25 protein-coding genes, 1 tRNA gene and 1 pseudogene are annotated in these 25,431 nt (G+C 71.3%); 13 read left to right on the top strand and 14 right to left on the bottom strand.

Annotated features, from left to right (window positions below; all coding sequences use genetic code 11):
* The first annotated feature begins 3 nt into the window (after nucleotides 1-3).
* The 5 genes from O3597_RS25525 to O3597_RS25505 all read left to right on the top strand — a co-directional run bounded on the left by O3597_RS25525 (nucleotide 4) and on the right by O3597_RS25505 (nucleotide 4,664).
* A complete protein-coding gene (locus tag O3597_RS25525; RefSeq protein ID WP_281602600.1) occupies nucleotides 4-927 on the top strand; it encodes a bifunctional DNA primase/polymerase in 924 nt (307 codons plus the stop codon).
* Nucleotides 924-2,528, top strand: a complete 1,605-nt coding sequence (locus O3597_RS25520) for a YfjI family protein (protein WP_281602599.1) — start codon at nucleotides 924-926, stop codon at nucleotides 2,526-2,528. The genes O3597_RS25525 and O3597_RS25520 overlap by 4 nt, the downstream gene beginning before the upstream one ends.
* A 341-nt stretch (nucleotides 2,529-2,869) precedes the next feature.
* On the top strand, nucleotides 2,870-3,067 hold the full coding sequence (locus O3597_RS25515) for a hypothetical protein (protein ID WP_281604664.1): 198 nt from the start codon (nucleotides 2,870-2,872) through the stop codon (nucleotides 3,065-3,067).
* The gene (locus tag O3597_RS25510) at nucleotides 3,064-3,264 is read left to right on the top strand and encodes a helix-turn-helix domain-containing protein (protein WP_210936130.1); all 201 of its coding nucleotides are present in this window, start codon (nucleotides 3,064-3,066) and stop codon (nucleotides 3,262-3,264) included. Before O3597_RS25515 ends, O3597_RS25510 begins: the two co-directional genes overlap by 4 nt.
* Complete coding sequence (locus O3597_RS25505) at nucleotides 3,261-4,664, top strand: tyrosine-type recombinase/integrase (protein ID WP_281602598.1); 1,404 nt, start codon at nucleotides 3,261-3,263, stop codon at nucleotides 4,662-4,664. Before O3597_RS25510 ends, O3597_RS25505 begins: the two co-directional genes overlap by 4 nt.
* 124 nt (nucleotides 4,665-4,788) lie before the next feature.
* Here the strand turns inward: O3597_RS25505 and O3597_RS25500 are convergent.
* A tRNA-Ser gene (locus O3597_RS25500) sits at nucleotides 4,789-4,875 on the bottom strand.
* A 134-nt stretch (nucleotides 4,876-5,009) separates the two neighbouring features.
* Between O3597_RS25500 and O3597_RS25495 the strand changes: the two genes are divergently transcribed.
* Entirely contained in the window at nucleotides 5,010-5,987 is a 978-nt protein-coding gene (locus O3597_RS25495; RefSeq protein ID WP_281602597.1) for an NAD(P)H-quinone oxidoreductase, read from the top strand.
* A gap of 111 nt (nucleotides 5,988-6,098) precedes the next feature.
* On the opposite strand, the gene soxR is transcribed toward O3597_RS25495, so the two are convergent.
* Nucleotides 6,099-6,536, bottom strand: coding sequence for a redox-sensitive transcriptional activator SoxR (gene soxR, locus O3597_RS25490; protein WP_164448864.1), 438 nt, complete (start codon nucleotides 6,534-6,536; stop codon nucleotides 6,099-6,101).
* Nucleotides 6,537-6,582: 46 nt separating this feature from the next.
* On the opposite strand from soxR, the gene O3597_RS25485 reads away from it, so the two are divergent.
* Both O3597_RS25485 and O3597_RS25480 read left to right on the top strand, forming a co-directional pair.
* Nucleotides 6,583-7,308, top strand: a complete 726-nt coding sequence (locus O3597_RS25485) for a transketolase (RefSeq protein WP_281602596.1) — start codon at nucleotides 6,583-6,585, stop codon at nucleotides 7,306-7,308.
* A 2-nt stretch (nucleotides 7,309-7,310) separates the two neighbouring features.
* Nucleotides 7,311-8,198: a transketolase gene (locus O3597_RS25480; protein WP_281602595.1), complete on the top strand. Its 888-nt coding sequence runs from the start codon at nucleotides 7,311-7,313 to the stop codon at nucleotides 8,196-8,198.
* Nucleotides 8,199-8,296: 98 nt separating this feature from the next.
* On the opposite strand, the gene O3597_RS25475 is transcribed toward O3597_RS25480, so the two are convergent.
* Nucleotides 8,297-9,001, bottom strand: coding sequence for a glycosyltransferase family 2 protein (locus O3597_RS25475; RefSeq protein WP_164448861.1), 705 nt, complete (start codon nucleotides 8,999-9,001; stop codon nucleotides 8,297-8,299).
* A 125-nt stretch (nucleotides 9,002-9,126) separates the two neighbouring features.
* Here O3597_RS25475 and O3597_RS25470 point away from each other — a divergent pair, with 125 nt between their 5' ends.
* Nucleotides 9,127-11,400: a hypothetical protein gene (locus tag O3597_RS25470; RefSeq protein WP_281602594.1), complete on the top strand. Its 2,274-nt coding sequence runs from the start codon at nucleotides 9,127-9,129 to the stop codon at nucleotides 11,398-11,400.
* Nucleotides 11,401-11,564: 164 nt separating this feature from the next.
* Nucleotides 11,565-13,163 carry a ricin-type beta-trefoil lectin domain protein gene (locus tag O3597_RS25465; protein WP_281602593.1) on the top strand — a complete coding sequence of 533 codons (1,599 nt, stop codon included), beginning with the start codon at nucleotides 11,565-11,567 and terminating at the stop codon, nucleotides 13,161-13,163.
* A 70-nt stretch (nucleotides 13,164-13,233) separates the two neighbouring features.
* Here the strand turns inward: O3597_RS25465 and O3597_RS25460 are convergent, their stop codons facing one another.
* The 5 genes and pseudogenes from O3597_RS25460 to O3597_RS25440 form a co-directional block, all read right to left on the bottom strand.
* Nucleotides 13,234-13,725, bottom strand: a complete 492-nt coding sequence (locus tag O3597_RS25460; RefSeq protein ID WP_281604636.1) for a hypothetical protein — start codon at nucleotides 13,723-13,725, stop codon at nucleotides 13,234-13,236.
* A gap of 202 nt (nucleotides 13,726-13,927) precedes the next feature.
* Nucleotides 13,928-15,300: pseudogene (locus O3597_RS25455) on the bottom strand (HAMP domain-containing sensor histidine kinase); the annotation flags it as partial.
* Between the two features lie 7 nt (nucleotides 15,301-15,307).
* Nucleotides 15,308-16,000 carry a response regulator transcription factor gene (locus O3597_RS25450; protein WP_164448857.1) on the bottom strand — a complete coding sequence of 231 codons (693 nt, stop codon included), beginning with the start codon at nucleotides 15,998-16,000 and terminating at the stop codon, nucleotides 15,308-15,310.
* Nucleotides 16,001-16,070: 70 nt separating this feature from the next.
* Nucleotides 16,071-16,580, bottom strand: a complete 510-nt coding sequence (locus O3597_RS25445; protein ID WP_164448856.1) for a hypothetical protein — start codon at nucleotides 16,578-16,580, stop codon at nucleotides 16,071-16,073.
* Between the two features lie 182 nt (nucleotides 16,581-16,762).
* A complete protein-coding gene (locus O3597_RS25440; protein WP_164448855.1) occupies nucleotides 16,763-17,935 on the bottom strand; it encodes an acetyl-CoA C-acyltransferase in 1,173 nt (390 codons plus the stop codon).
* A 159-nt stretch (nucleotides 17,936-18,094) separates the two neighbouring features.
* On the opposite strand from O3597_RS25440, the gene O3597_RS25435 reads away from it, so the two are divergent.
* Nucleotides 18,095-18,505, top strand: a complete 411-nt coding sequence (locus tag O3597_RS25435) for a PH domain-containing protein (RefSeq protein ID WP_164448913.1) — start codon at nucleotides 18,095-18,097, stop codon at nucleotides 18,503-18,505.
* Nucleotides 18,506-18,580: 75 nt separating this feature from the next.
* On the opposite strand, the gene O3597_RS25430 is transcribed toward O3597_RS25435, so the two are convergent.
* The gene (locus tag O3597_RS25430; protein WP_164448854.1) at nucleotides 18,581-19,492 is read right to left on the bottom strand and encodes a rhomboid family intramembrane serine protease; all 912 of its coding nucleotides are present in this window, start codon (nucleotides 19,490-19,492) and stop codon (nucleotides 18,581-18,583) included.
* 152 nt (nucleotides 19,493-19,644) lie between these two features.
* Nucleotides 19,645-20,172 (bottom strand): peptidylprolyl isomerase, encoded by a 528-nt coding sequence (locus tag O3597_RS25425; protein WP_164448853.1) that lies wholly within the window; start codon nucleotides 20,170-20,172, stop codon nucleotides 19,645-19,647.
* 59 nt (nucleotides 20,173-20,231) lie between these two features.
* Here O3597_RS25425 and O3597_RS25420 point away from each other — a divergent pair, with 59 nt between their 5' ends.
* On the top strand, nucleotides 20,232-21,020 hold the full coding sequence (locus tag O3597_RS25420; RefSeq protein ID WP_164448852.1) for a hypothetical protein: 789 nt from the start codon (nucleotides 20,232-20,234) through the stop codon (nucleotides 21,018-21,020).
* Between the two features lie 115 nt (nucleotides 21,021-21,135).
* Here O3597_RS25420 and corA read toward each other — a convergent pair whose 3' ends face one another.
* The 4 genes from corA to O3597_RS25400 form a co-directional block, all read right to left on the bottom strand.
* Nucleotides 21,136-22,194, bottom strand: coding sequence for a magnesium/cobalt transporter CorA (corA, locus tag O3597_RS25415; RefSeq protein ID WP_281604635.1), 1,059 nt, complete (start codon nucleotides 22,192-22,194; stop codon nucleotides 21,136-21,138).
* Nucleotides 22,195-22,566: 372 nt separating this feature from the next.
* On the bottom strand, nucleotides 22,567-23,661 hold the full coding sequence (locus tag O3597_RS25410; protein ID WP_164448850.1) for a PLP-dependent aminotransferase family protein: 1,095 nt from the start codon (nucleotides 23,659-23,661) through the stop codon (nucleotides 22,567-22,569).
* A 129-nt stretch (nucleotides 23,662-23,790) separates the two neighbouring features.
* Nucleotides 23,791-24,246, bottom strand: coding sequence for an ester cyclase (locus tag O3597_RS25405; RefSeq protein WP_281602592.1), 456 nt, complete (start codon nucleotides 24,244-24,246; stop codon nucleotides 23,791-23,793).
* Between the two features lie 105 nt (nucleotides 24,247-24,351).
* On the bottom strand, nucleotides 24,352-24,744 hold the full coding sequence (locus tag O3597_RS25400; RefSeq protein WP_164448848.1) for a CBS domain-containing protein: 393 nt from the start codon (nucleotides 24,742-24,744) through the stop codon (nucleotides 24,352-24,354).
* 117 nt (nucleotides 24,745-24,861) lie between these two features.
* Here O3597_RS25400 and O3597_RS25395 point away from each other — a divergent pair, with 117 nt between their 5' ends.
* On the top strand, nucleotides 24,862-25,311 hold the full coding sequence (locus O3597_RS25395; RefSeq protein WP_281602591.1) for an NUDIX domain-containing protein: 450 nt from the start codon (nucleotides 24,862-24,864) through the stop codon (nucleotides 25,309-25,311).
* Nucleotides 25,312-25,431: the final 120 nt, after the last annotated feature.

Below are 25,431 nucleotides of genomic sequence, written 5' to 3'. Positions count from 1 at the left end.
CCCATGCCTGACCTACTCACCGCCGCGCTCGGCCACGCCGAACGCGGATGGCACGTCTTCCCGCTCCGACCCGACGACAAGCGACCCGCCTTCCCCGACCATGCCGCCGAGCAGTGCACCGGCCGCGACCCGCGCTGCCGCGCCGCCGGCCGGCACATCGGGTGGGAAGACCGGGCCACCACCGACCTCGACCGCATCCGCCGCGCATGGTCCGCCCGCCCGTACGGCATCGGCATCGCGTGCGGGCCGTCCCGCCTCGTGGTGATCGACCTGGACATCCGCAAGCCCGGTCAGACCATGCCGCCCGGCTACCACGGTCACGGCTGCGGGCTGACCGTGCTGACCGCCCTGGCCGCCCGCCACGGCGGCACCATCGACCCGACCTACACCGTCACCACCGGACGGCGCGGCACCCACCTCTACTACCAACACCCGACCACCGGCCCGACCCTGCGGAACACCACCGCCACGCTCGGCCCGATGGTCGACACCCGCGCCGCCGGTGGCTACGTCGTCGCCGCCGGCTCAACCGTCGCCACACGGCCCTACACGGTCGACCTGGACACCGACCCGGCACCGCTGCCGACCTGGCTCGCCGACCTGCTCGCCCCCGCACCGCTGCCGCCACAGCGACCCGTGGTGGTCGACCTCGGCACCAACCGGGCCGGTGCGTACGTGCGGGCCGCCATCGCCCGGGAAGTCGACCGGGTCACCGGCGCCGCGCCAGGCGAGCGCAACCGCAGCCTGTACGTGGCCGCCGTCGCGCTCGGGCAACTCGTGGCCGGTGGCGCGCTGACCGAGGATGACGCTCAAAGCGTGCTGGAACAGGCCGCAGTGTCGGCCGGGCTGCGCACCGCCGAGGCGTACCGCACCGTCCGATCCGGCCTGACCGCCGGTGCCCGCCGGCCTCGGCAGGTGGCCGCATGAGCGCCGCCCGTCTCCACCTCGTGACCACCGACCACCCGGACGCCACCGCCGAGCAGTCGCCGGGCGGGCCGCTGTGGGATGTTCCAGTGCCCTTGACCGGCCCCACTACCGCGCCACCGCCGTTCCCGGTGGAGGTGTTCCCGCGATGGCTCGGGGACATGGTGACCGGGGTGGCCCGGTTCACCGCCACCGACCCGGCGATGGCCGGCACCCTCGCCATGGCCGTCCTCTCGGCGTGCGCGGGTGGCCGTTTGGACGTCGAACCGGTGCCCGGGTGGCGGGAGCCGGTGAACATCTTCGCCGCCGTCATCGCCGGCCCCGGCGAGCGGAAGTCACCCGTGCATCGGGCGATGACCGCACCCCTGTTCGCCGCTCAGTCGACGCTCGCTGAGGCGGCGCGACCTCGGATCGCTGAGGCCGCCGCGTTGCGGGACATCGCCGACCGGCAGGCCGAGCAGGCGAAGACGGCTGCGGCGAAGGCCAGCGACCCGCACAAGCGCGACGAAGCAGCGGCCGAGGCGGTAGCCGCCGCTATCGCCGCCGAGGCGATCACGGTTCCGACCTTGCCGAAACTGATCGTGGACGACGCCACCCCGGAAGCGCTCATCGGGTTGATGGCCGCGAACGGCGGGCGGATGGCGATCATCAGCGATGAGGGCGGGATCTTCGACACCCTCGCCGGCCGGTACTCCGGTGCGCCGAACCTTGACCCCTACCTGAAAGGGCATGCGGGTCAGCCGATGAGCAACGAACGGCAAACCCGCGAAGGCGCATCCGTCGACAAACCCGCGTTGACCGTGTGTGTGATGGCGCAGCCGACCGTGCTGCGCAAGTTCGGCGGGAACGCCGACCTGGCCGGGCGTGGCCTGCCGGCCCGGTTCCTGTTCGCACTGCCGCGTTCGCTGGCCGGGTATCGGCCGGTGGACACGCCGCCGGTGCCCGAGCAGGTCACCGCCGGCTACCGGCACCGGGTACACGACCTGGCCGCGACCTTCGCCGAATGGCCCGACCCGGACGTGGTCACCCTCACCGACGACGCCAGCCGGGTACGCCGGGCCGCCGCCGAGCAGGTCGAAGCCGAACTACGCCCCGGCGGCACCCTCTACGACATGCGCGAGTGGGGCAACAAACTCACCGGCGCAACCCTGCGGCTCGCCGGCCTGTTGCACGTCGCGCACCATCCGACCGATGCGTGGCTGCGGCCGATCGACGCCGACCGCATGGCCGACGCCGTACGGCTGGCCGAATTCTTCGCCGCGCACTACCGGACCGCCCTCACCGCCATCGGCACCGACACGGCGGTGGAGAACGCTCGGTACGTGCTCGGCGTGCTCACCGGCAAGGGCATGACCACGTTCACCCGCCGGGAGCTACATCGCCGCGTGTCGCGCCGGCTACCGAAGTCCGATGACGTGTCGGCGGTGCTCACCGAACTGGCCGCGCTCGGATGGGTCCGCCACGGCCCGGACGGACGCTACGAACTGCACCCACGTGCCACCGCCGAGCAGGAGCCCGGAAGCGTTGACACGCTGACACCCGACCCCGACAGCGACGTCTACGCAGCTCAGGACACGGGCGAGGGTGTCAACGGGTCGCGTTGACAGCCGTTGACAGGCGTTGACAACCCACCGCCGGCCCGCCCCGGTGTCAACGGGTGTCAACGCCTGTCAACAGCCCCCGTTGACACCCACACACCTGCCGCCACCTGCGGAAACGGCCGAATGTCGGCGGATTGTCAACGTGTCAACGCCTCCCGGCCCCACCGACAACCGAGCACCGGCCACCCGACCGGGCCGCCGGTGGCCGGAAACGGCCCGCTGAGAGCGCCTGAGAGCGCAACGCCCTACGCCCTACACCGGGACACCCGAGATCTTGCCTCCACGGCGCTCTCAGCGGGCCGCTCTACGCCGTTATGCGGCGATACCTCCCTGTACCTACACAAATGACCGCCACCGACCGGAAGGCCATCAGCGTGCGAATCAGGCTGCACGGCACACCCGCTGAAACAGCCGCAGCACTCGCCGCCATCGCTCAAGTGCTGCACATCCGCCACGTCTCCCGGCCCTACCCCGACCGCCGATCCCCGATGTTCCAGCGCCTCTACATCGACGCCGTCCCGAGGGAGGACACCCGCCGATGACCGCCCGCCGCACCTCCACCGGCAACCTGCTCACCCTCGCCGAAGTCCTGGACGAACTCCGCGTACCCCGGTCGACCTTCTTCCGCTGGAAGGCCACCGGCCGCGCACCCCGAACCATCAAGTACCCGAACGGAAGCCTCTACGTCCGCCGCCGCGACCTGGACAACTGGCTTAACGACCATGAGGAGGCCGCTTGAGCAGCTACGACGTACGCATTCACGCGATCCTGGCCAACGACCTATCGGGCAAGCGGAAGTCGTACACGGTTCGATGGAAGGTTGCCGGCAAGCCGTTCCGAAACACGTACGCCACTCGGGCACTCGCCGAGAGCTTCCGATCAAAGCTGGTCGTGGCACAGCGCGAGGGAACGGCATTCGATGAGAAGACCGGCCTACCGGAACCGATGGCACGGGAACTGAACAGCCGGAATTGGTACGACGTCGCCGTTGCGTTCGTGGATATGAAGTGGCCGCGTGCGGCAGCAACTCAGCGCAAGAGCATCGCCGATGCGCTCACCACGGTCACGCTCGCCCTGCTCGCCACGTCACGAGGCGCACCGGATGAGGCCGAGATCCGGCACACCCTCTACACCTGGACCTTCAACAAGTTGCAGCGCGACCGAGAAAACGGCAAACCGCCGGAGCACCTTGCGCCGGTCATCCGGTGGCTGACCGCGAACACTCTGCCGCTTACCGACGTGGCAAATCCAGCCACCATCAGGAAGGCACTCGACGCTCTCACGGTTCGGATCGACGGTGGTCCGGCCGCAGCGAACACCGTCGCAAGAAAGCGGGCCGTCTTCTACAGCGCCTTGAAGTACGCGGTTGAACTTCGCTATCTCGAAGCTCACCCGATGGACTTCATCCAGTGGCGAGCGCCGAAGAACACCGATCAGGTTGACCGGAAGGTGGTCGTGAATCCTGAACAGGCACGTTCCCTACTCTCGGCGGTACGTAAGCGCGATCCACACTTGGAAGGCTTCTTCGCCTGCATGTACTTCGCCGCGCTCCGCCCCTCTGAGGTAATCCACCTACGCGCCGACGAATGCGAGCTACCCGAAACCGGGTGGGGTTGGCTTCACCTCAGCGGCTCTACACAGCAGGTGGGCGAGGATTGGAGCGACAGCGGTCGGTCGCTGGAAGACCGAGAGTTGAAGCACCGGGCCAAGAAGGCGACCCGTGACGTGCCGGCCTGCCCGGAGTTGGTTCGCATCCTGCGGCACCACGTCCGGGAGCACTGCCGAGACGCCAACGGGCGGATGTTCAACGCCGCTGGTGCGCGACCGACACCGGTGTCCAAGAGCACCTATCTGCGCGCCTGGCGACAGGCACGCGAGGCTGCGCTGGCACCGGCTCAGCAGCGCTCGCCACTGGCGCACCGGCCATACGACCTGCGGCACGCCGCCGTGTCGCTCTGGCTCAACGCCGGAGTGCCGGCTACCCAGGTCGCCCAATGGGCCGGGCACAGCGTGCATGTGCTGTTGAAGGTCTACGCCTCGTGCATCGACGGCCAGGATGAGGCCGCCCGGAAGCGAATCGAGGGAGCGTTAGGCACCGACGACCAGGCCGAGAATGCGCCGGGCGACGCCGACACGTAAACGACACGACCAGTGAGACACGGCGGCACCGGGCGAGACAAAGTGAGACTCATTCACCACCCATGAACGCGCCCCCTGACCGGCGTTCGCGCTGGTCAGGGGGCGTTTTTGCTGTCCAGGTGAGCGGAGGGTGTGGGATTCGAACCCACGAAGACATTGCTGCCTTACCGGTTTTCAAGACCAGCGCCATCGGCCACTAGGCGAACCCTCCCGGACCACGCCGTGCGCGGCCGTGCCTAGTCTGCCACGCCCCGGGTACCAGCGACGCCGAGCCACCCCGTGCGCGGGCGAACCCGGACGGGTCCAGGGACGTGGACCGGAGGCGGGATGGGGTAAGACTGGGCCATGCGAGCGATCACCATTGCGGAGCCTGGCGGACCCGACGTACTGACCTGGTGCGAGGTGCCCGATCCGCAACCGGGTCCGGGCGAGGTGGTCGTGGACGTACGGGCGACCGCGGTGAACCGGGCCGACCTGTTGCAGCGGCAGGGGCACTATCCGCCTCCGCCGGGCGCGTCCGCGTACCCCGGGTTGGAATGCTCGGGGGTGGTGAGCGCGACCGGTCCGGACGTGGCCGGCGTGCGGGTGGGTGACCAGGTCTGCGCGCTGCTGGCCGGCGGTGGGTACGCCGAACGGGCGGCGGTGCCGGCCGGGCAGCTGCTGCCGGTGCCGGCCGGCGTCGACCTGGTCGACGCCGCCGCGTTGCCGGAGGTGGCGTGCACGGTCTGGTCGAACGTGGTGCAGGTGGCCCGCCTGGCTGCCGGCGAGACGCTGCTGGTGCATGGCGGCGGCAGCGGCATCGGCACTTTCGCGATCCAGCTCGGTGCCGCGCTCGGCGCGACGGTGGTGGCGACCGCGCGGGCCGCCAAGCACGAGCGGCTGCGCGAGCTGGGTGCCGACCTGCTCGTCGACTACCGGGAGCAGGACTTCGTCAAGGAGGTCCGGCGAGCCACCGACGGCCGGGGCGCGGATGTCGTCCTGGACATCATGGGCGCGTCCTACCTGGGCCGGAACGTCGCCGCCCTGGCCGCCGACGGGCGGCTGGTGGTGATCGGCATGCAGGGTGGTCGCAAGGGTGAGTTGGATCTGGGTGCGCTGCTGACCAAGCGCGGCACGGTCGCGGCCACCGCGCTGCGGTCCCGGCCGCTGGGGCAGAAGGCCGCGATCGTACGCGGGGTACGCGAGCAGGTCTGGCCGCTGGTCGAGGCGGGCCGGGTGCGGCCGGTGATCGACCGGCGACTGCCGATCACCGAGGCGGCGCAGGCGCATCGGCTCGTCGAGTCCAACGAGCACGTCGGCAAGGTCCTGCTCACCGTCGGCTGAGCCTCGTCACGTGCCGGACACCGGCAGCCGGGCAGCCGGGCAGCCGGGCAGCCGGGCAGCCGGGCAGCCGGGCAGCCGGGCAGCCGGGCAGCCGGGCAGCCGGGCAGGAGACTAGCCGGGCAGCACGAGGCGGGCCCCGGGGCCCTCGCCGGCCAGGTTGTCCTCGGGGTTGTAGAGGGTGCAGCGCCGCAGCGAGAGACAGCCGCAGCCGATGCAGGCGTCCAGGTCGTCGCGGAGCCGGCTCATCAGCCGGATCTTCTCGTCCAGTCTCGCCCGCCAGGTGGTGGAGAGCTTGGCCCAGTCCTCGGCGGTGGGGGTACGGGCGGCGGGCAGCGAGTCGAGCGCGGCCCGGATCTCCTCAAGTGAGATGCCGACCTGCTGGGCGATCCGGATGAACGCCACCCGGCGCAGCTCGCTGCGGTGGTAGCGGCGCTGGTTGCCGCTGGTCCGCTCGGCCCGGATGAGCCCCAGCCGCTCGTAGTAGCGCAGCGCGGACTGCGCCACCCCACTGCGGGCGGAGAGTTGGCCGATGGTCAATGCTTCCTGCATCACGTCGCCTTGAGTTGAACCCCGCTTCAACTTGCAGGCTATCCGCATGACCACATCCGCCACCACGGCCCGGGTCGCCGAGGCCGCCGCGCCAATCGACGGACGCGACCAGTTCGCACCGCTGCTGGAGCGCGTTCGCGCCGGTCGGAAGTTCGGTGCGAACGTCCTGTCGACCCTCGACGTGCTCCAGGTGCTCTACGACCGGGTGCTACGGATCACCCCGGCGACCGTCGACGACCCCGACCGGGACCGCTTTCTGCTCTCCAAGGGCCACGCGGTGGCCAGCTACTACGCCCTGCTCGCCGCGAAGGGCTTCATTCCGCCGGACTGGCTCGACGACCAGGGCGGGCCGTCGAGCCGGCTCGGCGACCACCCGGACCGCACGCTCATCCCCGGCGTGGAGATCGGCTCCGGCTCGCTCGGGCACGGTCTGGGGCTGGGTGTCGGCAGCGCACTCGGGCTACGCGCCCAGGGTCGGCTCGCTCCCCGGGTCTACGTGCTGCTCGGCGACGCCGAACTGGACGAGGGCTCGAATCACGAGGCCATCGCGTACGCCGGAGCCGTCGGGCTGGGCAACCTGACCGCGATCGTGGTCGACAACTTCTCCGCCACCCACGGCTGGCCGGGCGGACTGGCCACCCGGTTCACCGCCAACGGCTGGACCGCCGCGACGGTGGACGGGCGGGACCGGGACGCCCTCCACCCGGCACTGACCGGACACCACGGTCACCGGCCGCACGTCGTCGTCGCGCTCGTCGGGGACGGTGAGTGATCGTGCGGGACACCTTCGTGGCCACCACGACCGAGTTCCTGGACGACCCACGGACCGTCGTCGTGCTGGCCGACATCTCCGCCGAGGCGTTCGCTCCGGCCGCCACCCGGCACCCCGACCGGGTTGTCAACGTCGGCATCCGGGAGCAGCTCATGGTAGGGGTGGCGGGCGGCCTGGCACTGACCGGGCTGCGCCCCATCGTGCACAGCTACGCACCGTTCCTCGTGGAGCGGGCGTACGAGCAGATCAAGCTGGATCTCGACCATCAGGGGGTCGGCGCGGTGCTGGTGAGCGTCGGGGCGTCGTACGACCGGGCGGCAGCGGGGCGCACCCATCTCGGCCCGGCGGACGTCGCCCTGATCGACACCCTGCATGACTGGACGGTGCACGTGCCCGGGCATCGGGACGAGGTACCCGGGCTGCTGCGCGCCGTGGTCTGCGGCCAGGGCTCGGCATACGTGCGGCTCTCCACGCAGACCAATGCGCGGGCGTACCCGGAGGCGGGCGACCTGCGGGTGCTCCGGGACGCCGGGCCGGGGGCGGCGCTGCTGGTGGCGGTCGGTCCCACGGTGGACGCGGCCCTCGACGCGACCGCGGACCTGCCGGTGACCGTGGCGTACACCCACCGACCCCGCCCGTTCGACACCGCCGGCCTACGGGCGCTCGTGGACAGTGCGGTGATCCTGGTCGAGCCGTACCTGGCGGGCACCTCGGCCCGGCTGGTCTCGGCTGCGCTGGCCGACCGACCGCACCGGCTTGCGGCGCTCGGGGTTCGTCGCGAGGAGTTGCGCCGCTACGGTTCGGCAGCGGACCACGCCCGGTGGCACGGGCTCGACGCGGCCGGGCTGCGCCGCTCGATCACCGATTTCCTGTCACCGGCGTTGGTCTGAGCGCTGCCCGGTTCGCGGCATGTCGCGGTCCGCACGAACGACGTACGGCCCGACATGCCGCGGCCCGCACCCGACTCGTGGCGCGGCCGGCAGGACGGTCAGCGGGGTGCGGTGCCGCGATTGCGACGCGTGCGCTCGCGGCCGAGGATCCAGAGCGCCTCGACGCCGTCCCGCCAGGTGATCTTCTTGCCTTCCTCGCGTCCCCGGGCCCGGTAGCTGATCGGCACCTCGTACGGTCGGATGCGGCGCCGCAGCAGCTTGCCGGTCACCTCGGCCTCCATGCCGAACCCTCGGGAACGCACGTCGAGCGAGCGGTAGAGCGCGACCGGCATCAGTTTGAAGCAGGTCTCCAGGTCGCCGATGTAGGAGTTGAACAGCACGTTCGCCGCCATGGTGACGCCCTTGTTGCCCATCACGTACCAGAAGCTGTAAGCGCTGTGGCTGCCGAAGGTGCGGTTGCCGTAGACCACCGTCGCCCGGCCGTCCAGCACCGGGGCCAGCAGCTTGGGGATGTCCTGTGGGTCGTACTCCAGGTCGGCGTCGAGGATGACCATGTACTCGCCGTCGGCGTTGGCCACCGCCGTACGGATCGCCGCGCCCTTGCCCGCGTTGCGCTGGTGGGTGATGACCCGCAGCCGGGCATCGTCGGCGCGCCCGAGGATCTCCCCGGTGCCGTCGCGGCTGCCGTCGTCGACCACCAGCAGCTCGATCTCGCACGGATACTCCACCGCCAGCGCCTGCTTGAGGGCATCCGCGATGCGTTCTTCCTCGTTGTAGACCGGCATGAGGATCGACAGCTTCACGGGAATCTCCACGAGGGCGGGCAATGTGTCGGCCATAGCCTAGCCCGGCAGGTCAGCCAGGTGGCGACGACCACCGACGGCGATCCACGCTCAGGCATCCAGGCTGATGGTGTTTACTTCCGGCCATGTCGGCCGCCGGCTTCCCGTTCGTCCTGGTTCCCCTCGCCGTGCTCGTTCTACTCGGCGTGGCTCTACGGCCACGACACGTGGGCGTCGTGGCACCCCGACGGCTCGCGGTGCTCCGGGCGACCCTTGTCGTCGGCACCTTCGCGGTGGCGACCGTGGAGGTACTCGGTGCGTTGCAGCTGCTCACCGCGCCCGCCTTCGCGCTGACCTGGCTGAGCTTCCTCATCGTGGCGGCGTTGGCGGCGGTGTGGCGACGGCGGGTCGACAACCGGATCCGCGAACGTGCCGCGGCCGGGCTCCCGGGCGCCGTGACCGCCGGTGGTCGCACGCCCCCGTCGCTGGCGGGCGTTGCTCGGTCCGGCGTGGCGGGACCGCCGGCGGATGCCGGCGAGGCGTCGGGGGCCACGGCGACGGTCGGTACGGTCACCGTGGGTCCGGACCGTCCGGCGCCGGCCCATCCGGACACCATGCCGGATGCCGCCACGACCGGCGGCTGGCGCAGCGCCGCCAGCGGTTTCTGGCGTACGGCGAGCCGTGGGGAACGGCTGCTCGCCGGTACGGTCGCCGGGCTGGTCCTGGTCGAACTGCTGATCGCCCTGCTGGCCGCGCCGAACAACTACGACTCGCAGACGTACCACCTGCCCAAGGTGGAACGGTGGGTGGCCCAGGGCGATCTGACGTTCTGGGCGACCGCGATCCACCGGCAGGTCACCATCCCGCCGGGCGCCGAATACCTGCTGTTGCACCTGCGGCTGCTGACCGGTGGTGACGCGCTGCACCACCTGGTGCAGTGGGCCGCCGGCCTGGTCTGCCTGCTCGCGGCCGCCCGGGTGACCGCGCAGCTCGGTGGTGGCCGGCGGGCGCAGTTGCTCACCGTGTTCGTGCTGGCCACCACGCCGATGGTCACCCTGCAGGCGACCAGCACCCAGACCGATCTGGTCTGCGCCGCCTGGGTGCTCTGCGCCGGCACGCTCGCGCTGGACGGGCTGCGCCGACGTGCGCACCTGGGTGACCTGCTCGCGCTCGGAGCGGCCACCGGGCTGACCGCGGTCACCAAGACCAGCGGACTGCTCGCGGTCGGTCCGCTGCTGGTGCTCTGGGGAGTGGGCCAGCTACGCCTGGCGTACCTCGACAGGTCGACCACGCGCCGCCGGGCCCCGGTCGCCGGGATCACCCGTACCGTCGGCGCCTCGGTCCTGATCCTGCTGGTCGCCGCCGCGCTGGTCGGCCCCTTCCTGGGCCGGGTGTACGTCGAGTTCGGCCACCCGTTGGGACCGGAGCGGCTGCGCGAGTCGGTGCCGATGGAACGCCACGACCCACCGTCGGTCCTGGTGAACGCGCTCCGGATCGGACACACCGCGCTGGACACTCCGCTGGCGCCGCTGCGCGAGGTGTCCGCCGAGGCGATCATCGGGCTGGCCGGGCTGATCGGGGTCGACCCGCAGGACCGCGCGATCACGTTCGGCCGGGAAATCTTTCCGGTCGCGTCCTGGTATCCCGACGAGGACCGGGTGGCCTTCCCGCTGGCCGGTGCGCTGGCGCTGATCGGCGCGGTGGCGGCGCTGCGCCGCCCGGCCCGGGTCAGTCCGGGCGCGGCGGGGGCGCTGCGCGCGTACGCCCTGGTGGTGGTCGTCGCCGTGGTGCTGCACACCGCGATGATCAAGTGGCAGCCGTGGGGGAACCGGCTGATCCTCTACGCGCTGGCGGCCTCGGTGCCGCTGGCCGGTCTCTGGCTCGACGCCTTCTTCCGCTGCTCGGGTCGGGTCGCGTCCGGCGTCCGGGGCGGTGATCCGGCGGGCACCGGCGGTCGGCGACCGGTCGCCGCCGGGCTCGCCGTGACGGTGCTGGCCACCTGCGCACTGGCCGGGGTGTTGGCGGTGTCGTACGGCTTTCCGCGCCGACTGGTCGGCGCGGGTTCGGTCTTCACCACCTCCGACTGGGAGAGCCGGTTCATCCGGCGTCCGCAGTGGGCGGAGGAGTACCGGTGGGCGGCCGACGCGGTCCGGGCCGCCGACGCGCGCCGGATCGGGTTGTCCCAGCGCAACGACGACTGGGAGTACCCCTGGTGGCTGCTGCTCCGCGACGCGGACGGCAACCCGCCCGACCTGCTGGCGCTCCAGTCGGTGCTTGACGATCGGCCACCGGACGATCCGGCCTCGGTCGACGCGATCCTCTGTGTCGGCAGCCGGAAACTCTGCGCCGACCTGGTGCCCGCCGGTTGGCGGCTGGAGTTCCGCAGCTACGTCGGCTACGCCCTGCCGGAGCAGCGGTGACCGGTCAGCGCGGCACGTCGAGCGGTCCGGGCCGGTAAAGGACCATTGGCCCGGTTCGCCGCAGCACGCAAGTATTCCGAGACGTATTCACATACCTGCATCGCACGCGTTACCGTCCGGTAACCCGATCGACGTCCCGCGATCGGATCGAAAGGAGTGCGTCGATGTCTGGTACCCACGCCAGGCGTGAACGGACACCTCGACGGCGTCTTGCCGAGGTCGCCGTCCTCGCCACCGCTCTCGTCCTGCCGATGCTGGCCACGGCCTCACCCGCCGCCGCGGCCGACCGTCCCGCCGTCCAGCCGCTCCCCGCCCACCTCGAAACCATCCGCGCCGCCGAAGCCACCGCGCTCTACGGCGACCCCGGCATCCGGCCGCTCGACCAGCGCCGCACCGCACTGGTCACCATGGGTGACAGCCAGATCTCCGGTGAGGGGGTCGGCAACTACGTGCCCGGCACCCACCAGCCGGGCAACTGGTGCGACCGCTCGTACGACCAGGCGGTATTCCGCACCGGTATCGCCGCCGACGAGCGCTACAACATCGCCTGCTCCGGCGCCACCCCGTGGAACCTGATCGCCGGTGGTCCCACCCAGCACAACGAGCTGAACCAGGGCGACCACCTGGCGATCAAGGCACGCAACACGCAGATCAAGCTGATCTGGGTGGTGGCCGGCGCCAACGGCGACGGCACGATCCAGTTCGGCCCGGTCGCCACCGACTGCGCGCTCCGCCGCGTCCTCTTCCAGGGGCCGTGCTGGCCCACCTACACCGACCAGTGGACGGTACGCACCGACGGCAGCCGCCGGGCCGTCGAGGAGGCGCTCACCGACATCCGCCGGACCATGACGAACGCCGGCTACCTCAGCTCCGACTACGAGCTGGTGTTCATGTCGTACTCCAGCCCGGCCAGTCCGGACGTGGAGGACAACCCGAACTTCCCCGGCTGGTACTCCGGCGGTTGCCTGCTGTACCTCGCCGACGCCGCGTTCGCCCGGAACAAGGCGGTGCCGCTGTTCGAGTCGGCGCTGCGGGCGGCGGCGGCCAACACCGGCACCCGCTACCTCGACGCCAGCCGCCTCTTCCACGGCCACGAGGTCTGCACCGACAACACCTCGGTACGCGGCCTCTACATCGAGGTGGGGATCTGGGACGAGAACGCGGCCCGCCAGTCGTTCCACCCGAACTACCGGGGACACGGCATGTTCGCCCAGTGCATCACCCAGTTCTACGCCTCCGGCCAGCAGCAGGGCACCTGCGTCGACCCGGCGAGCACCGGCAACGGCCAGCTCTACCCCGGACTGATGGAGTTCCGGCAGCTACGCAACGCCGCCACCGGCACCTGTGTGGACGGCAAGGGCTACAACTCGCGCAACGGCACAGCGCAGCAGTCGTACCGCTGCCACGGCGGACGTAACCAGGGCTTCTGGTACGACCCGACCCGGCAGTCGCTGCACTCCGAGCTCTCCCACGACCGCTGCCTGGACGTGGCCGGTGGTTCGCTGCGGTCCGGCACGGCGGTGAACGTCTACGACTGCCACGGCGGCACCAACCAGCGGTTCACCATCTCCGGCAACCAGATCCGCGCCGCCGGTGCCACCAACCTCTGCCTGGCCTTCGACAACCCGCTGCTCGGTACGCCCCGACTGCGGCTGGCCACCTGCTCCAGCAGTTCCCGGCAGCAGTGGTCATTCGAGTCGCGGTCGTTCGCCCAGCCCGTCGGGTACGGGCGGGACGACTTCATCGGCTCCCGGGTCTACTGATACCGAGGGCAGGTGGGCCCGCCGCGTCCGGGTGGTCAAGATTGATCACCTGGACGCGGCGGGCCCACCGTCACTTCTGCTTGAACGGTACGACGATCAGACGGGCCTGCGCCTGCTCGCCGGCCACGGTCCCGGCCACGCCCAGCTTGGTGCCGACCTTGATGTCCGTGGCGGCGATCGACCTGCGCCGTTCGACCACCCGCAGGTCGTCGGTGAAGGTCCAGGTCCTGGTGAAGCCGTCGGCCGACTTGACCGTGATCTTGTCGTCGGCGAGGGCGGTCACCTCGCCGCGCTGCACCGAGACGGTCTTCGTGCCGCCGTCCTTGGTCTGCACCACGACGTCGCCGTGCAGCGTATTCTTGCGCAGCAGCACCCGGGCCGCCCGACGCTTGCGCCACTCCTCGACCCGCTCCTTGCGCTTGTTGGCCGCGCTCGGGGTCGGCTCCACCTGCGCGGCCGTGCTCGGGTCTGCGTCCAGTTCCTCGGGGTCGAGACCGAGCGCGGCCAGTGCCTGGCCCTCCGAGCCCATCGCGGCGACCACCTCGACGGCGCTGTCCTGCATCGCGTCCCGCTCGGCCCGGCCCACCCCGCAGCCGGCGGCGGCCAACGCGACCGTCACCAGTAGCGCGCCGGTGGCGGTGAAGGATCCTCTGCGTGCCATTCCTCGTCCTCTCGTCGGTGCTGGTCCGCCGGATCTCGTGGCGCCGCGTCACGGCCGGCGCGGATCCGTCCCCTCAGCGTGGACCGACCGGATGAGCCGACCGTCAGGCCGACGTTCGGGTCAGGTAAGGAATCCCGGCAGCCGGATGGTGAACGCGGCACCGCCCTCGGCAGCGTGCCCGGCGCTTGTCTCACCGCCGAGCCGGCGGACCAGGCCGGCGGCGAGCGCGAGGCCGAGCCCGCTGCCGACCTTCCGTAGCCCCCGGTAGCGTTGGTGCAGCGCCCCACGCTCGAAGGCCACTGTCAGGTCGTCGTCGGTCAGCCCCGGTCCACCGTCGCGGACCTCGACCACTCCACCGGCGCTCGGGTCGGCACCGGCCGGCCGGACCGCCAGCACCACCGGCGCACCCGGCGGCACCACCCGCAGCGCGTTCTCCAGCAGCCCGTCGATCACCTGCCGGATCCGCCCCGGGTCGGTGTACACCGGCACCGGCTGCCCCGGCAGCTCGGTGCGGAACGTCACCCCGACCGAGGAGCACCGGTCCGCCCAGGTCCGGCCGGCGTCAGCCGCCAGGGCGACCAGGTCCACCGGCACCGGTTCGAGGGGAAAGTCGACCGCCTCCAGGCGGGCCAGGGCGAGCAGGTCGGTGACCAGGCGGTCCAGGCGCTCCGCCTCGTCGAGCATGGTCCGACCGGTCTCGGCCGCCGCCGACGGTTCCACCACCCCGTCGGCCAGCGCCTCGGCGTAGCCACGGATCGCGGTGAGCGGGGTACGCAGTTCGTGCGAGACGGAGAGCAGGAACTCCCGCTGTCGTCCCTCGCTGGTGGCCAGTGCGGCGGCCAGCCCGTTCAGCGCGTACGCCAGGTCGGCCACCTCGGCCGGCGACTCGACCGGCACCCGGACGGTGCGGTCGCCGGCTCGCAGCCGGGCCGCGACGAGGGCCGCCCGGCGGATCGGCCGGGCCAGCCGGCGGGCGAGCAGCGAACCGGCGACCGCACCCGCGACCATCCCGGCCAGCAGCGGCAGCCAGAGGCCGCGCAGCACCTGACGCCACACCCCCGCGCCGAGTGGACGGGTCAGCACCACGCCGTCGCCGCCGGGCAGCGCCCGGCCCTCGACCAGCGCCCGTTGCCCGTCGACCAACCGCCGACCGGAGACATTCCGCCCGTTGGACACCCGGTTCACCACCTGCGGAGGCAGGCCGGCACGGTCCACCTCACCGCCGGAGATCAGGAAGATGGTGGTGCCCTGGTTCCCGAGTTGGCGGATCAACCGCTCGCCGGCCAGTTCGCGGACCCGGCCGGGGCGCGCCCGCAGCAGCTCGGCGGCGACCTGTGCCTGTGCGGCGAGCGCCTGGCGGTCCCGCCGTTCGGCGGCGCGGACCGCCACCGGCACCGCGACCATCGCGGTGACCAGCACCGACACCAGGGCCACCGCGCAGGTCACCAACACCGCGCGAGCGGTGAGCGTACGGCCGGGACGGTCAGCCATCGGCGGCGTATCCCACTCCGCGATGGGTCCGGATCACACTGGCACCACCGAGCTTCGCCCGCACCTGCGCCACATGCACGTCGACGGTACGGGTGCCGGAGTGCGCCGCGTACCCCCAGACGGCGGCCAGCAGTTCCTCCCGTGAGAAGACCCGGCCCGGCCGACTCATCAGGTGGGCCAGCAGGTCGAACTCGGTGGAGGTCAGCTGCACCGGCACGCCGTCGGCGGTGACCGACCTGCGATCGGGGTCGACGGTGACCCGCCCGAGCACGACGGGCTGCCCGGCACCGCCCGGCGGGCCTGCGGCGCGGCGCAGCACCGCCCGCAGCCGGGCGACGAGTTCCCGGGGGCTGAACGGCTTGGTGAGGTAGTCGTCGGCCCCCAGCTCCAGGCCGACGACGCGGTCCACCTCGTCGTCGCGGGCGGTGAGGAAGATGACCGGGGTCCAGTCGCCGGCCTCGCGTAGCCGACGGCAGATCTCGGTGCCGGCCAGACCCGGCAGGGCGATGTCGAGCACGCAGGCCACCGGACGCAGCCGGCGAGCCGCCGAGAGACCGGCGCTGCCGTCCCGTTCGACATGTACGCCGAAACCGTCCCGGCTGAGGTAGAGCCGGACCAGGTCGGCGATGCTCGGTTCGTCCTCCACCACGAGGACCAGCCCGCGTTGTGGGTTCTCGGCGGTCACTGGGCCATGATTGCCGATCGACGGGATCCGGCAGCGGCAGGTCGTGTTCGGATTCGGTAAGAAGACCCGCTCAGCGGGCCACGACGGGCTGGAAGGCGACCGGCCGTACGGTGGGGGGCTCGGCGACGGTGGTCACGACCCGTGGCTGCGCGCTGCGGACACGGGTACGGAAGGCGTGATCGAGCAACGCGTCCAACTGCCACACCTGCTTCGGATGCTGGGTGCGGATCAGGAAACGCTCGCGGATGCCGTCGATCGCGGTGGCGGCCAGCTCGACGCAGCGCAGTCGCGGGTCGGGGCTCCAGGTGACGTGGCTCAGCTCGCGGAGCTCCGTGTTGAGGTGCAGACGGAGCCGATGCAGCACCCGTGTCTGCCGGGTGACCACCAGCCGTCGATGGGTGAGCAGCAGCAGATACTCCCCGTGGACCGGCCGGTCGGGCCGGCTGCACCGGGTGACCAGGACGGTGGCGTCGCCGGAACCCACGCAGCGACGGAACACCGGCATGTGCCGACTGGCGGTCTGCACCGCCAGGCCGGCCTCGGCGGCGGCCGGAAGGAACGTTCGGGAGAAGACGTCCATGACCTGCCCAACGACCCTGCCCCCACAGTGACGCGGCCCTCAACCTGCTTTCTGCAATTTCCACCCCACCCCGACCCCACCCCGAACCAACTGCGTTGATCAAGAAGTTTGCGTCACCGATCGGCTCAGCCCGACCAAAACTTCTTGATCAACCCGGCGTAGTGGGGTGGGTGGGTGGGTGGTTAGAGGAGTTCGAGGATGGTGGCGTTGGCCATTCCGCCGCCTTCGCACATGGTCTGGAGGCCGTAGCGGATGTTGTTGTCGCGCATGTGGGCGAGCATCGTGGTCATGATCCGGGCGCCGGAGCCACCGAGCGGATGCCCGAGGGCGATCGCGCCGCCGCGCGGGTTGAGCCGCTCCGGGTCCGCCTCGGTCTCAGCCAACCAGGCCAGCGGCACCGGGGCGAACGCCTCGTTCACCTCGTACACCCCGATCTCCTCGATGCCCAGCCCCGCGCGCCGCAGCGCCTTCGCGGTCGCCGGGATCGGCGCGGTGAGCATGGCGACCGGGTCGTCGGCCGCGACCACGGCGGTGTGCACGCGGGCCAGCGGGCGCAGCCCGTGTCGGCTGGCCCACTCGCTCGTGGTTACCGCGAGCGCGGCGGCACCATCGGAGATCTGCGAGGCCGAGCCGGCGGTGACCACACCGTCGGGGCGGAACGGAGTGGGCAGCTCGCCCAGCTTCGCCAGCGAGGTGTCGCGCCGGATGCCCTCGTCCACCGCGAACTTGCCGCCGTCCGCGAGCGCCACCGGGGCCAGCTCAGCCTCGAACGCTCCGGCGTCCTGCGCGGCTGCGGCCTTCTCGTGGCTGGTCAGCGCGAACTCGTCGAGCTGGGATCGGGACAGGCGCCAGCGCTGCGCGATCAGCTCCGCTCCCACGCCCTGGTTGAAGGGCAGCGGGGAGTCCTCGGCGACTCCCTCGACCCCCCGGTAGCGGCTCAGGATCTGCTCGCTGAACGGCATCCCGCCGGCGACGCTGGAGCCCATCGGCACCCGGGTCATCGACTCGACCCCGCCGGCGACGACCAGATCCGCCTGACCGGAGAGCACGGTGGCTGCGGCGAAGTGCAGGGCCTGCTGGCTGGAACCACACTGCCGGTCGACGGTGGTGCCCGGCACCGACTCCGGCCAGCCGGCGGCCAGTACGGCGTTGCGGGCGACGTTCCACGACTGCTCGCCGACCTGCGACACACAGCCCCAGACCACGTCGTCCACCTGGGCCGGATCGATCCCGGTGCGTTCGGCCAGGGCGCGCAGGACGTGTGCGGACAGATCCACCGGGTGCACCGTGGCCAGGCTGCCCTTGCGCCGCCCGACCGGGGTGCGCACCGCACCGACGATAACCGCGTCACTCATGTCTACTCCCCGGTAACTTGGGCTGCTCCCGATCCTACGCCCACCCTGGCCGTCCTCCCCGACCCCGCCCTCGGGCACGGCCCCGGGGCGGATGCCGGTTCCCGGCGGCGCTGGCATGCTGGTGCCGTGGCGGACGACACGATCGCACAGCGGTGGCGGGTGCCACCCGCCCTACCCGTCCTCAAGCTGGCTGCCGCGGTTGTCGTGCTCGCCCTGGGGATGCTGCTCGCCGCAGGGGACCCGCTCCGGCCGGTGCTCGGCGGGTTGGCCGCGGTGATCCTCGTCGGCTGGGGCCTGCGGGATCTGCTCGCGCCGGTGCGGCTGGCGGTGGACGCGACCGGCGTCACCGTGCCGGCCGGGATGCTGAGCCGACGGCACCTGCCCTGGCCGACTGTGGAGAACATCCAGCTGCACCGTCGGTCCGGGCGCGGACTCGCCGGACCGACCTTGGAGATCGACACGGGCGACTCGCTGCACCTGTTCAGCCGGCTCGATCTCGGAACCGATCCGGCCGAGGTCGCCGACGCGTTGCGCGCCGCCCGGGCGGCGAGTCCCGGCGGCACCGGCTGATCCGCTCCGCGCACCCGGGCCGGCGACGTGGGCCGGCGGTGCTGCCCGGTCCCGCCGGCACGGTGCCGGGCAGCGTCAGCCCAGCAGCGCGGCGGTGCGAACCAGGGCCATCCCGAGCAGTAGCACCACGATGATCGCGCCACCAGCGACCTGCACGAGCGTCCGGCGCGAGCGCGGCGCATAGGCCAGCACCAGCGCCATCAGCGCACCGAACACCAGGCCGCCGAGGTGACCGGCGATCGAGATCTGCGGCACGGTGAAGGTGAAGATCAGGTTGATCACCAGGATGGGGACGATGGCCGAGGTGTCCCGCCCGAGTCGCCGCATGATCACGAATATCGCCGCGAACAGGCCGAAGATGGCGGTCGACGCTCCCGCCGACATCTGGTTGGGCGCGCTGAACACGTAGACCGCGACGTTGCCGCCGAAGCCGGCGATGAAGTAGAGCGCGGCGAAACGCAGCGGCCCGAGCACCGCCTCCAGCGAACGACCGAGCACCCAGAGCGCCCACATGTTCAGCAGCAGGTGCACCACGCCGTAGTGCAGGAACATCGCGGTGATCAGGCGGTACCACTGGCCCTCGGCGACGCCGCCGACGGTGCCGTCGAGAAACATCGCCCGACCCAGCACCGCGCCCCACTCGGTCAACGGGGTGCCGCCGCCCATCAGCCCGCCGAAGCCGTTACCGCCGGCCGCCGCGTCGCCGCCCCGGTCCGAGGCGATCGACGCCAGCATCACCAGCAGGTTGAGGGCGATCAGGGTCTTGGTCACGTAACCGTGTCGACCGACGACCCCGCCACCGAAGGCGGTACGCGCCGGCCGCACGCTGCGGCGTCCCTCCGACACGCACTCCGGGCACTGGAACCCGACCGACGCCTCGTTCATGCAGTCGGGGCAGATCGACCGGTCACACCGCGTGCAGCGGACGTACGTCTCCCGGCCGGGGTGGCGATAGCAGGCCGGCGTGGTCGGTGGGGACTCGCTCATCGTTGGCCCCAGGCACCCGAGCGCTCAGTCATGCGAGCAAAGGTACCCCGAGCCGTCGCTCAGGCGGGTCGAGGCATGTCCCGGTCCGTACAGGTCGCCCGCGCCCGGCCCGCCGCGCCCAGCCTCGGCCGGCGGGCCGGATCCAGCGCGGGTCAGGCCGAGCGCTCGATCTCGATGCGCTCGATGACGACGTCCTGGAGCGGCCGGTCGCTGGGACCGGTCGGGGTGTTGGCGATCGCCTCGACGATCTTCGCGGACTGCTCGTCGGCCACCTGCCCGAAGATGGTGTGCCGGTTGTTCAGGTGCGGCGTCGGCGAGACGGTGATGAAGAACTGCGAGCCGTTGGTGCCGGGCCCGGCGTTCGCCATCGCCAGCAGGTACGGCCGGTCGAACCGCAGCTCGGGGTGGAACTCGTCGGCGAAGGTGTAGCCCGGCCCGCCACGACCGGTGCCGGTCGGGTCACCCATCTGAATCATGAAACCGCTGATCACGCGGTGCGAGATGGTGCCGTCGTAGTACGGACCGTTGCCCGGCTGCCCGGTCCGCGGATCGGTGTACTCACGCGTGCCCTCGGCCAGCTCGACGAAGTTGCGAACGGTCTTCGGCGCGTGGTTGGCGAAGAGTTCCAGCCGGATCGGGCCGGCGTTGGTGTGCACGGTGGCGTAGACAGCCTCGGCCACGGGTACTCCTTACTCGTTGGTCAGTTCCATGCGGATCCTCCCATGTGCCCGATCTGGACATGCGGAGGCATCCGAAGGTGGAGGATGAGACAGAGCAACTCCCAGGAGGTGGGACCGTGTTTGGAAACTGGCGGCGCAAGAGCCAGGCGCAGTTGGCCCGGGCCGAACTCAATCGCAGCATCGGTCACCTGAGGCAGGCCGCCACGCATGCCGCGAGGGGAGCCGGCGACACGGTCGGCCCGCGATTCCAGGCGGCCCGCGGCGCGGTGGCACCGACCGCCGTCGTGGTCCGGGATCGGGCATCGAGCGGCCTCGCGTCGACGGCCGCCGCTCTCGCGCCGCTCGCTCTGGCCGTACGTCACGCGCAGTCCGACGCGGCCGATCGGGCCGTCAAGGGAAAGAAGACCGCCCTCGCCAAGCAGGCCGCGGTCACCAGGAAGGCGAAGAAGATGAAGGCGAAGAGGAAGTCCCGCCGGAGCGGGACCATGTTCGGCTTGTTGGCCGCCGGTGCGGTGGCCGGGCTCGCCGGTGCGATGGCCCTGCGCCGGCACCGTGAGCAGCAGGAGTGGGCCGAGTACGACACGGGTGCCGCGCTTGAGCCGATGCACGACGAGGTGGAGACCATCGAGGTGCGTACGGCCGGTCCGGCCGGTGCCGGCAAGGTCTCGACCGGCGCGGGCAGCTCGGCGGTGGCCGCCAGCGACAGCGCCACCACCGCTACCGCCCCGTCCGGCGTCGCCACCACCGGGAAGGTCCCCTCGGTCGCCGAGGGTGCCCGCACCACCACCGGCCGCCCCGCCGACGACCTGAGCAAGGCCACCAACCACAAGTCCAACACCCGCGCCTGACCCCTCCCGCCCCACCGAGATTGATCATGAAGTTGTTGCCGCGACACTCCGGTGAGCGCGGCAACAACTTCATGGTCGACGCGACGGCGCGGCGAGCGGTCGGGTGGGGCGAGGGTCAGAGCCAGTCGTTGCGGCGGAACCAGCGGTAGAGGGCCAACGAGATGCTGAGCATCAGGGCCAGCACCACGGGGTAGCCGTAGGTCACCCTCAGCTCCGGCATGAAGTCGAAGTTCATGCCGTAGATGCCGGCGATCGCGGTCCACACGGCGGCGATGGCCGCCCAGGCCGCGATCTTGCGCATGTCGTTGTTCTGGTCGACAGTGACCTGGGCCAGCCGCGCCTGGAGGATCGAGTTGAGCAGGTCGTCGTACGAGTTGACCTGCTCAACGGTGCGGCTGAGGTGATCCTGCACGTCCCGGAAGTAGCGGCGTACCTCCTTGGGCACGTCCCGGTTCATCTGCGAGGTCAGCGTCACCAGCGGCCGCTGCAACGGCATCACCGCCCGCTTGAACTCGACCAGTTCCCGCTTCATCTGGTAGATCCGCTGGATCCGGCCGCTGGTCTGGCGGTCGAACACCTCCGTCTCCAGCACGTCCATGTCGTCCTCGAGCTGGTCGGCGACCTCCAGGTAGAGGTCGACGACCCGGTCCGTGATCGCGTACGCGACGGCCCAGGGACCGTTGAGCAGCAGCTCCCGGCGAGCCTCCAGCTCCTCGCGGACGGGCGCGAGCCGGCAGGCGTCACCGTGCCGGACGCTGATCACGAACTGCGGGCCGATGAAGAGCATCACCTGCCCGGTCTCCACCACCTCGGAGTTCTCCGTCAGCTCGGTGTGCTCGCAGTAGCGGGCGGTGCGCAGCACCAGGAAGCTGACCTCGCCGAAACGTTCGAGCTTCGGACGCTGTTGAGCCTTGACCGCGTCCTCCACGGCCAGCTCGTGCAGCCCGTAGGTGGTGGCGATGTCGGTCATCTCGGCCAGCTCCGGCTCGTGCAGACCGAGCCAGACGAAACCCGCTTCGGCGCTGCGCGCCGCGGCGAGCGCGTCGGCGTAGTCCCAGTCGCCGGCCTGCCGCTGACCGTCGAGGTAGAGCGCGCAGTCGACCACGGCGTTGCGTCGCCGCTCGGTCGACGGCTGGCCGGACTGTGATCCGTCGGGGCTGAGCCGACGAGTCACTGCCCGAACCGGCGACCAGCTCCGCGGCCGCAGGGCCCGGCTGCCGTTGGCGCTCGCGGTCCGGTCGCCAGCGGTGGCCGGGGCGGTCGCCCCCGTGCGCCGCGTCCGCTCCGTCATCACGCCCTCCCCCCGCCGGCTGCGGTTTGCAGGTTACGCCGCCACAGCGATCATGGTCGGACGGCCGGGGGTGGCGCCGGACGGACCGGACCGCATCGGGGGGTGAGGGGTGATCCGGCCCGCCCGGCGCCGTGGGGGCGGGGGGTTGTGCCTACGCGTGGTGAGTAACGCTCGCAGCATTGTGGGCCCCGAGTCGCGTCAGCGGGATACCCGAGCCGGCCGGTATCGCCATTCTGTCGGAAAGCCGACAGAAATTTAGTCACGCACCGACGCCATCGCCTCGGCCAGCCGCCGAACGCCCTCGTCGATCCGGTCCGCGGTGACCGCCGAATAGGCCAGCCGGAGGGCGTGCCGCCCACCGTCCAGCACGAAATCGCTGCCCTTGACCACCGCGACGCCACGCTCGGCCGCCGCCGGGGCGAGCCGGTCGACCTCGACGTCCTCCGGCAACTCGACCCAGAGGAAGTAGCCGCCGTCGGGCTCCACGAACCGGGCCTGGGGAATGTGCCGGCGCAGCGACTCGGCGAGCACCGTGGCGCGCTCGCCGAGGGCCGCCCGCACCGTCTCGATCGACCGGTCGATGTCCCCCGACACGCAGAACTGGTGCACGATCGCCTGGGACACCATGCCGGGCGAGATGTAGAGGCTCGTCGCCTTCTTCGCGATGTCGCCGATCAGGTCGGCCGGACCCACCAGGTAGCCCACCCGAACGCCCGGGCAGACGGTCTTGGTGAAGCTGGAGGCGTGCACGACCACGTTGCGGGTGTCCATCGACAGCATCGACGGCAGCGCCTCACCCCGGAACCGGATGTCGGCGTACGGGTCGTCCTCGAAGATCGTGAAGCCGAACTCGGCGGCCAGGTCGAGTAGTTCGCGACGCTTCTCCAGGGACAGCGTCACGCCCGCCGGATTCTGGTAGTTCGGAATGACGTGGGCCAGCCGGGGGCGCACCCCGGACTCCAGCAGCTTGCGTAGCTCGGCGGTGTCCATCCCGTCCGGCTGGATGGTGACGGCGTGCAGTTCGCTGCCCATGTTCCGCAGGTTGAGCAGGGTGCGGTCGTAGGTGGGACGCTCCACCACCACCGCGTCGCCGGGGCGCACCAGGTGGTCGAAGAGAAAGGCGTCGGCCTGCAACGAGCCGTTGGTGACCAGCACCTGCTCCGCCTCGACACCGTGCTTCTCGGCGATCCACTTGCGGAGCGGGACGTAACCGACGGAGGTGCCGTACGCGGTCACCCCGGCAGGGTCGGCGTCGAAGGCGCGGACGGCGGCGGCCTTGAGCCCCTCGACATCGACAATGTCCAGTGAGGGGGCGCCACGGGCGAAGGAGATCAGCTGCTCGGCGGTCATGGCTGTTCAGCGTACGGGCGGAGGTGGGACGTGCGCGGAAGGCACGGCGATGTCCGCATCCTGAGCCACCGGGTCGGGTGAACGGGTCGCGTCCGGTGGCCCACCCGCCCGCGCCGACTGTGCGGCAGCTCAGGCCGGAACGCCCACCGGTTCCGACGGCCGCCGGGACGTTCCCGCCACGTGCAGACCCAACAGCGTCATCAGCTGGCCCCAGTCGAAGTAGGACCGCCAGGCGACGATCCGCCCCCGACGCACCCGGACCACGTCCACCACCTCCCAGGCGACGTCCCGTCCGGTGGGCGCGACGGTCCCGAACGGGGTGTGCAGCACGCCGGTGTGGGTGCCGGTCAGCAACTGCTCGACCGCCGCGCCACCGGCCGTGCGTACCGCACCGAGCGGCTCGACCCGCAGGTCGGGAAAGGCGCCAGTCCAGGTACGCAGCAGGGCCGGCAACTCGCTCGGACGCACCGTGACGCCCGGCATGGCGTAGTGGGCGTCCGTCGCGTACAGCTCCGGCAGGCAAGCCACGTCCCGCCGCAAGAGCATCTCGTACTGCTGCTGGATCAACCGGTCCGCGCCACGCATCACGCCTCCCCACGCGGGACAGGTTCCGCCCGCGCCCGCAGCTAGGGCATTACCCGCCGATCAGCCCGCCCAACCCGCGACGGATCGACCGACGGCCCACCGTGGTCAGCCGGTGCCGACCATCCGGCTTGCCGCCCACACCCGCATGATGTCGCGTACCGAGATCACCCCGGCGACCTCACGACCGTCGAGGACGACGAGGTGCCGGAAGCCACCCCGAGCCATCGCCGCCGCCGCTTCCTCGATCGTCCATTCCGGCCCCGCGTAGACGACGTCCCAGGTCAGGTGGGCCCCGGTCCGCTCTATATCGCAGTCGAGCCCGGCTCCGATCGCGTTGAGCACGTCGCGCTCCGTCATGATCCCGATCCCCTCGGAATCCGGGTCGATCACCACTGCCGACCCGATACGGCGCTCCGACATCATCCGCGCCGCCTGCCGGAGCGTGTGCTCCGGACCGACCACGAGGATCTCACTGGACATGGCTTCCCGAACCTGCATGACACATCACCCCTTTGGGACGGCTGCACCCGGTTACCCGCAATGGTGAGCCCCGCAGGTTTCCAGGACAAGACCGGACATCGTCGTGCCGGTACGGTCGCGACTACTCTGCTTGACGTGCCCACCGAGCCGCTGCGCTGCGCGGGAGCGCTGATCGTCGCCCCCGACGGACGCCTGTTCTTCCAACGCCGCTCGCCACACCGGCGGCTCTTCCCCAACTGCTGGGACATCGTCGGCGGGCACCTCGAACCGGGCGAGTCCGTGCAGGACGCGCTGCATCGGGAGGTCACCGAGGAGACCGGCTGGCGGGTCACCGAGGTGATCGCCGAGATCGGCGAGTACCGCTACGTCGGGGACGACGGCCTGGCCCGGATCGAGAGTGACTGGCTGGTTCGGGTCGACGGCGATCTGGCCGCTCCCGTGCTGGAGGCGGGCAAGCACACCGAGTACCGCTGGCTCGGCCCCGGCGACCTCGACCTGCTCGACGAGCACCGTGACGTCAACGACGGGCTGATCCGGCACATCGCCGAGCGGGCCTTCGCCGTCCTGCGGTCCGCCGATTCGTGAGGGTCGGGCCCCGGTACACGGGTGACGAGCCGACCCGGCGGTTCTGCCGGGGCTGACCGGGGTTGCCGCCGGACGGGGACGACCGGTGGCCGGTTGACCGGCGACGGCGCCGCCCCGGGC

This window comes from Verrucosispora sp. WMMA2044, from assembly GCF_027497155.1.
Lineage (GTDB): Bacteria > Actinomycetota > Actinomycetes > Mycobacteriales > Micromonosporaceae > Micromonospora > Micromonospora palythoicola.
This window is presented reverse-complemented; position numbering and strand designations above follow the sequence as displayed.

Coding starts and splice junctions, on each gene's coding strand:
- O3597_RS25525 (WP_281602600.1), top strand. CDS start 4: ATGCCTGACCTACTCACCGCCGCGCTCGGCCACGCCGAACGCGGATGG.
- O3597_RS25520 (WP_281602599.1), top strand. CDS start 924: ATGAGCGCCGCCCGTCTCCACCTCGTGACCACCGACCACCCGGACGCC.
- O3597_RS25515 (WP_281604664.1), top strand. CDS start 2,870: ATGACCGCCACCGACCGGAAGGCCATCAGCGTGCGAATCAGGCTGCAC.
- O3597_RS25510 (WP_210936130.1), top strand. CDS start 3,064: ATGACCGCCCGCCGCACCTCCACCGGCAACCTGCTCACCCTCGCCGAA.
- O3597_RS25495 (WP_281602597.1), top strand. CDS start 5,010: ATGCGAGCGATCACCATTGCGGAGCCTGGCGGACCCGACGTACTGACC.
- soxR (WP_164448864.1), bottom strand. CDS start 6,536: ATGCAGGAAGCATTGACCATCGGCCAACTCTCCGCCCGCAGTGGGGTG.
- O3597_RS25485 (WP_281602596.1), top strand. CDS start 6,583: ATGACCACATCCGCCACCACGGCCCGGGTCGCCGAGGCCGCCGCGCCA.
- O3597_RS25470 (WP_281602594.1), top strand. CDS start 9,127: ATGTCGGCCGCCGGCTTCCCGTTCGTCCTGGTTCCCCTCGCCGTGCTC.
- O3597_RS25465 (WP_281602593.1), top strand. CDS start 11,565: ATGTCTGGTACCCACGCCAGGCGTGAACGGACACCTCGACGGCGTCTT.
- O3597_RS25460 (WP_281604636.1), bottom strand. CDS start 13,725: ATGCAGGACAGCGCCGTCGAGGTGGTCGCCGCGATGGGCTCGGAGGGC.
- O3597_RS25445 (WP_164448856.1), bottom strand. CDS start 16,580: ATGGACGTCTTCTCCCGAACGTTCCTTCCGGCCGCCGCCGAGGCCGGC.
- O3597_RS25440 (WP_164448855.1), bottom strand. CDS start 17,935: ATGAGTGACGCGGTTATCGTCGGTGCGGTGCGCACCCCGGTCGGGCGG.
- O3597_RS25430 (WP_164448854.1), bottom strand. CDS start 19,492: ATGAGCGAGTCCCCACCGACCACGCCGGCCTGCTATCGCCACCCCGGC.
- O3597_RS25420 (WP_164448852.1), top strand. CDS start 20,232: ATGCGGAGGCATCCGAAGGTGGAGGATGAGACAGAGCAACTCCCAGGA.
- O3597_RS25410 (WP_164448850.1), bottom strand. CDS start 23,661: ATGACCGCCGAGCAGCTGATCTCCTTCGCCCGTGGCGCCCCCTCACTG.
- O3597_RS25405 (WP_281602592.1), bottom strand. CDS start 24,246: ATGCGTGGCGCGGACCGGTTGATCCAGCAGCAGTACGAGATGCTCTTG.
- O3597_RS25400 (WP_164448848.1), bottom strand. CDS start 24,744: ATGCAGGTTCGGGAAGCCATGTCCAGTGAGATCCTCGTGGTCGGTCCG.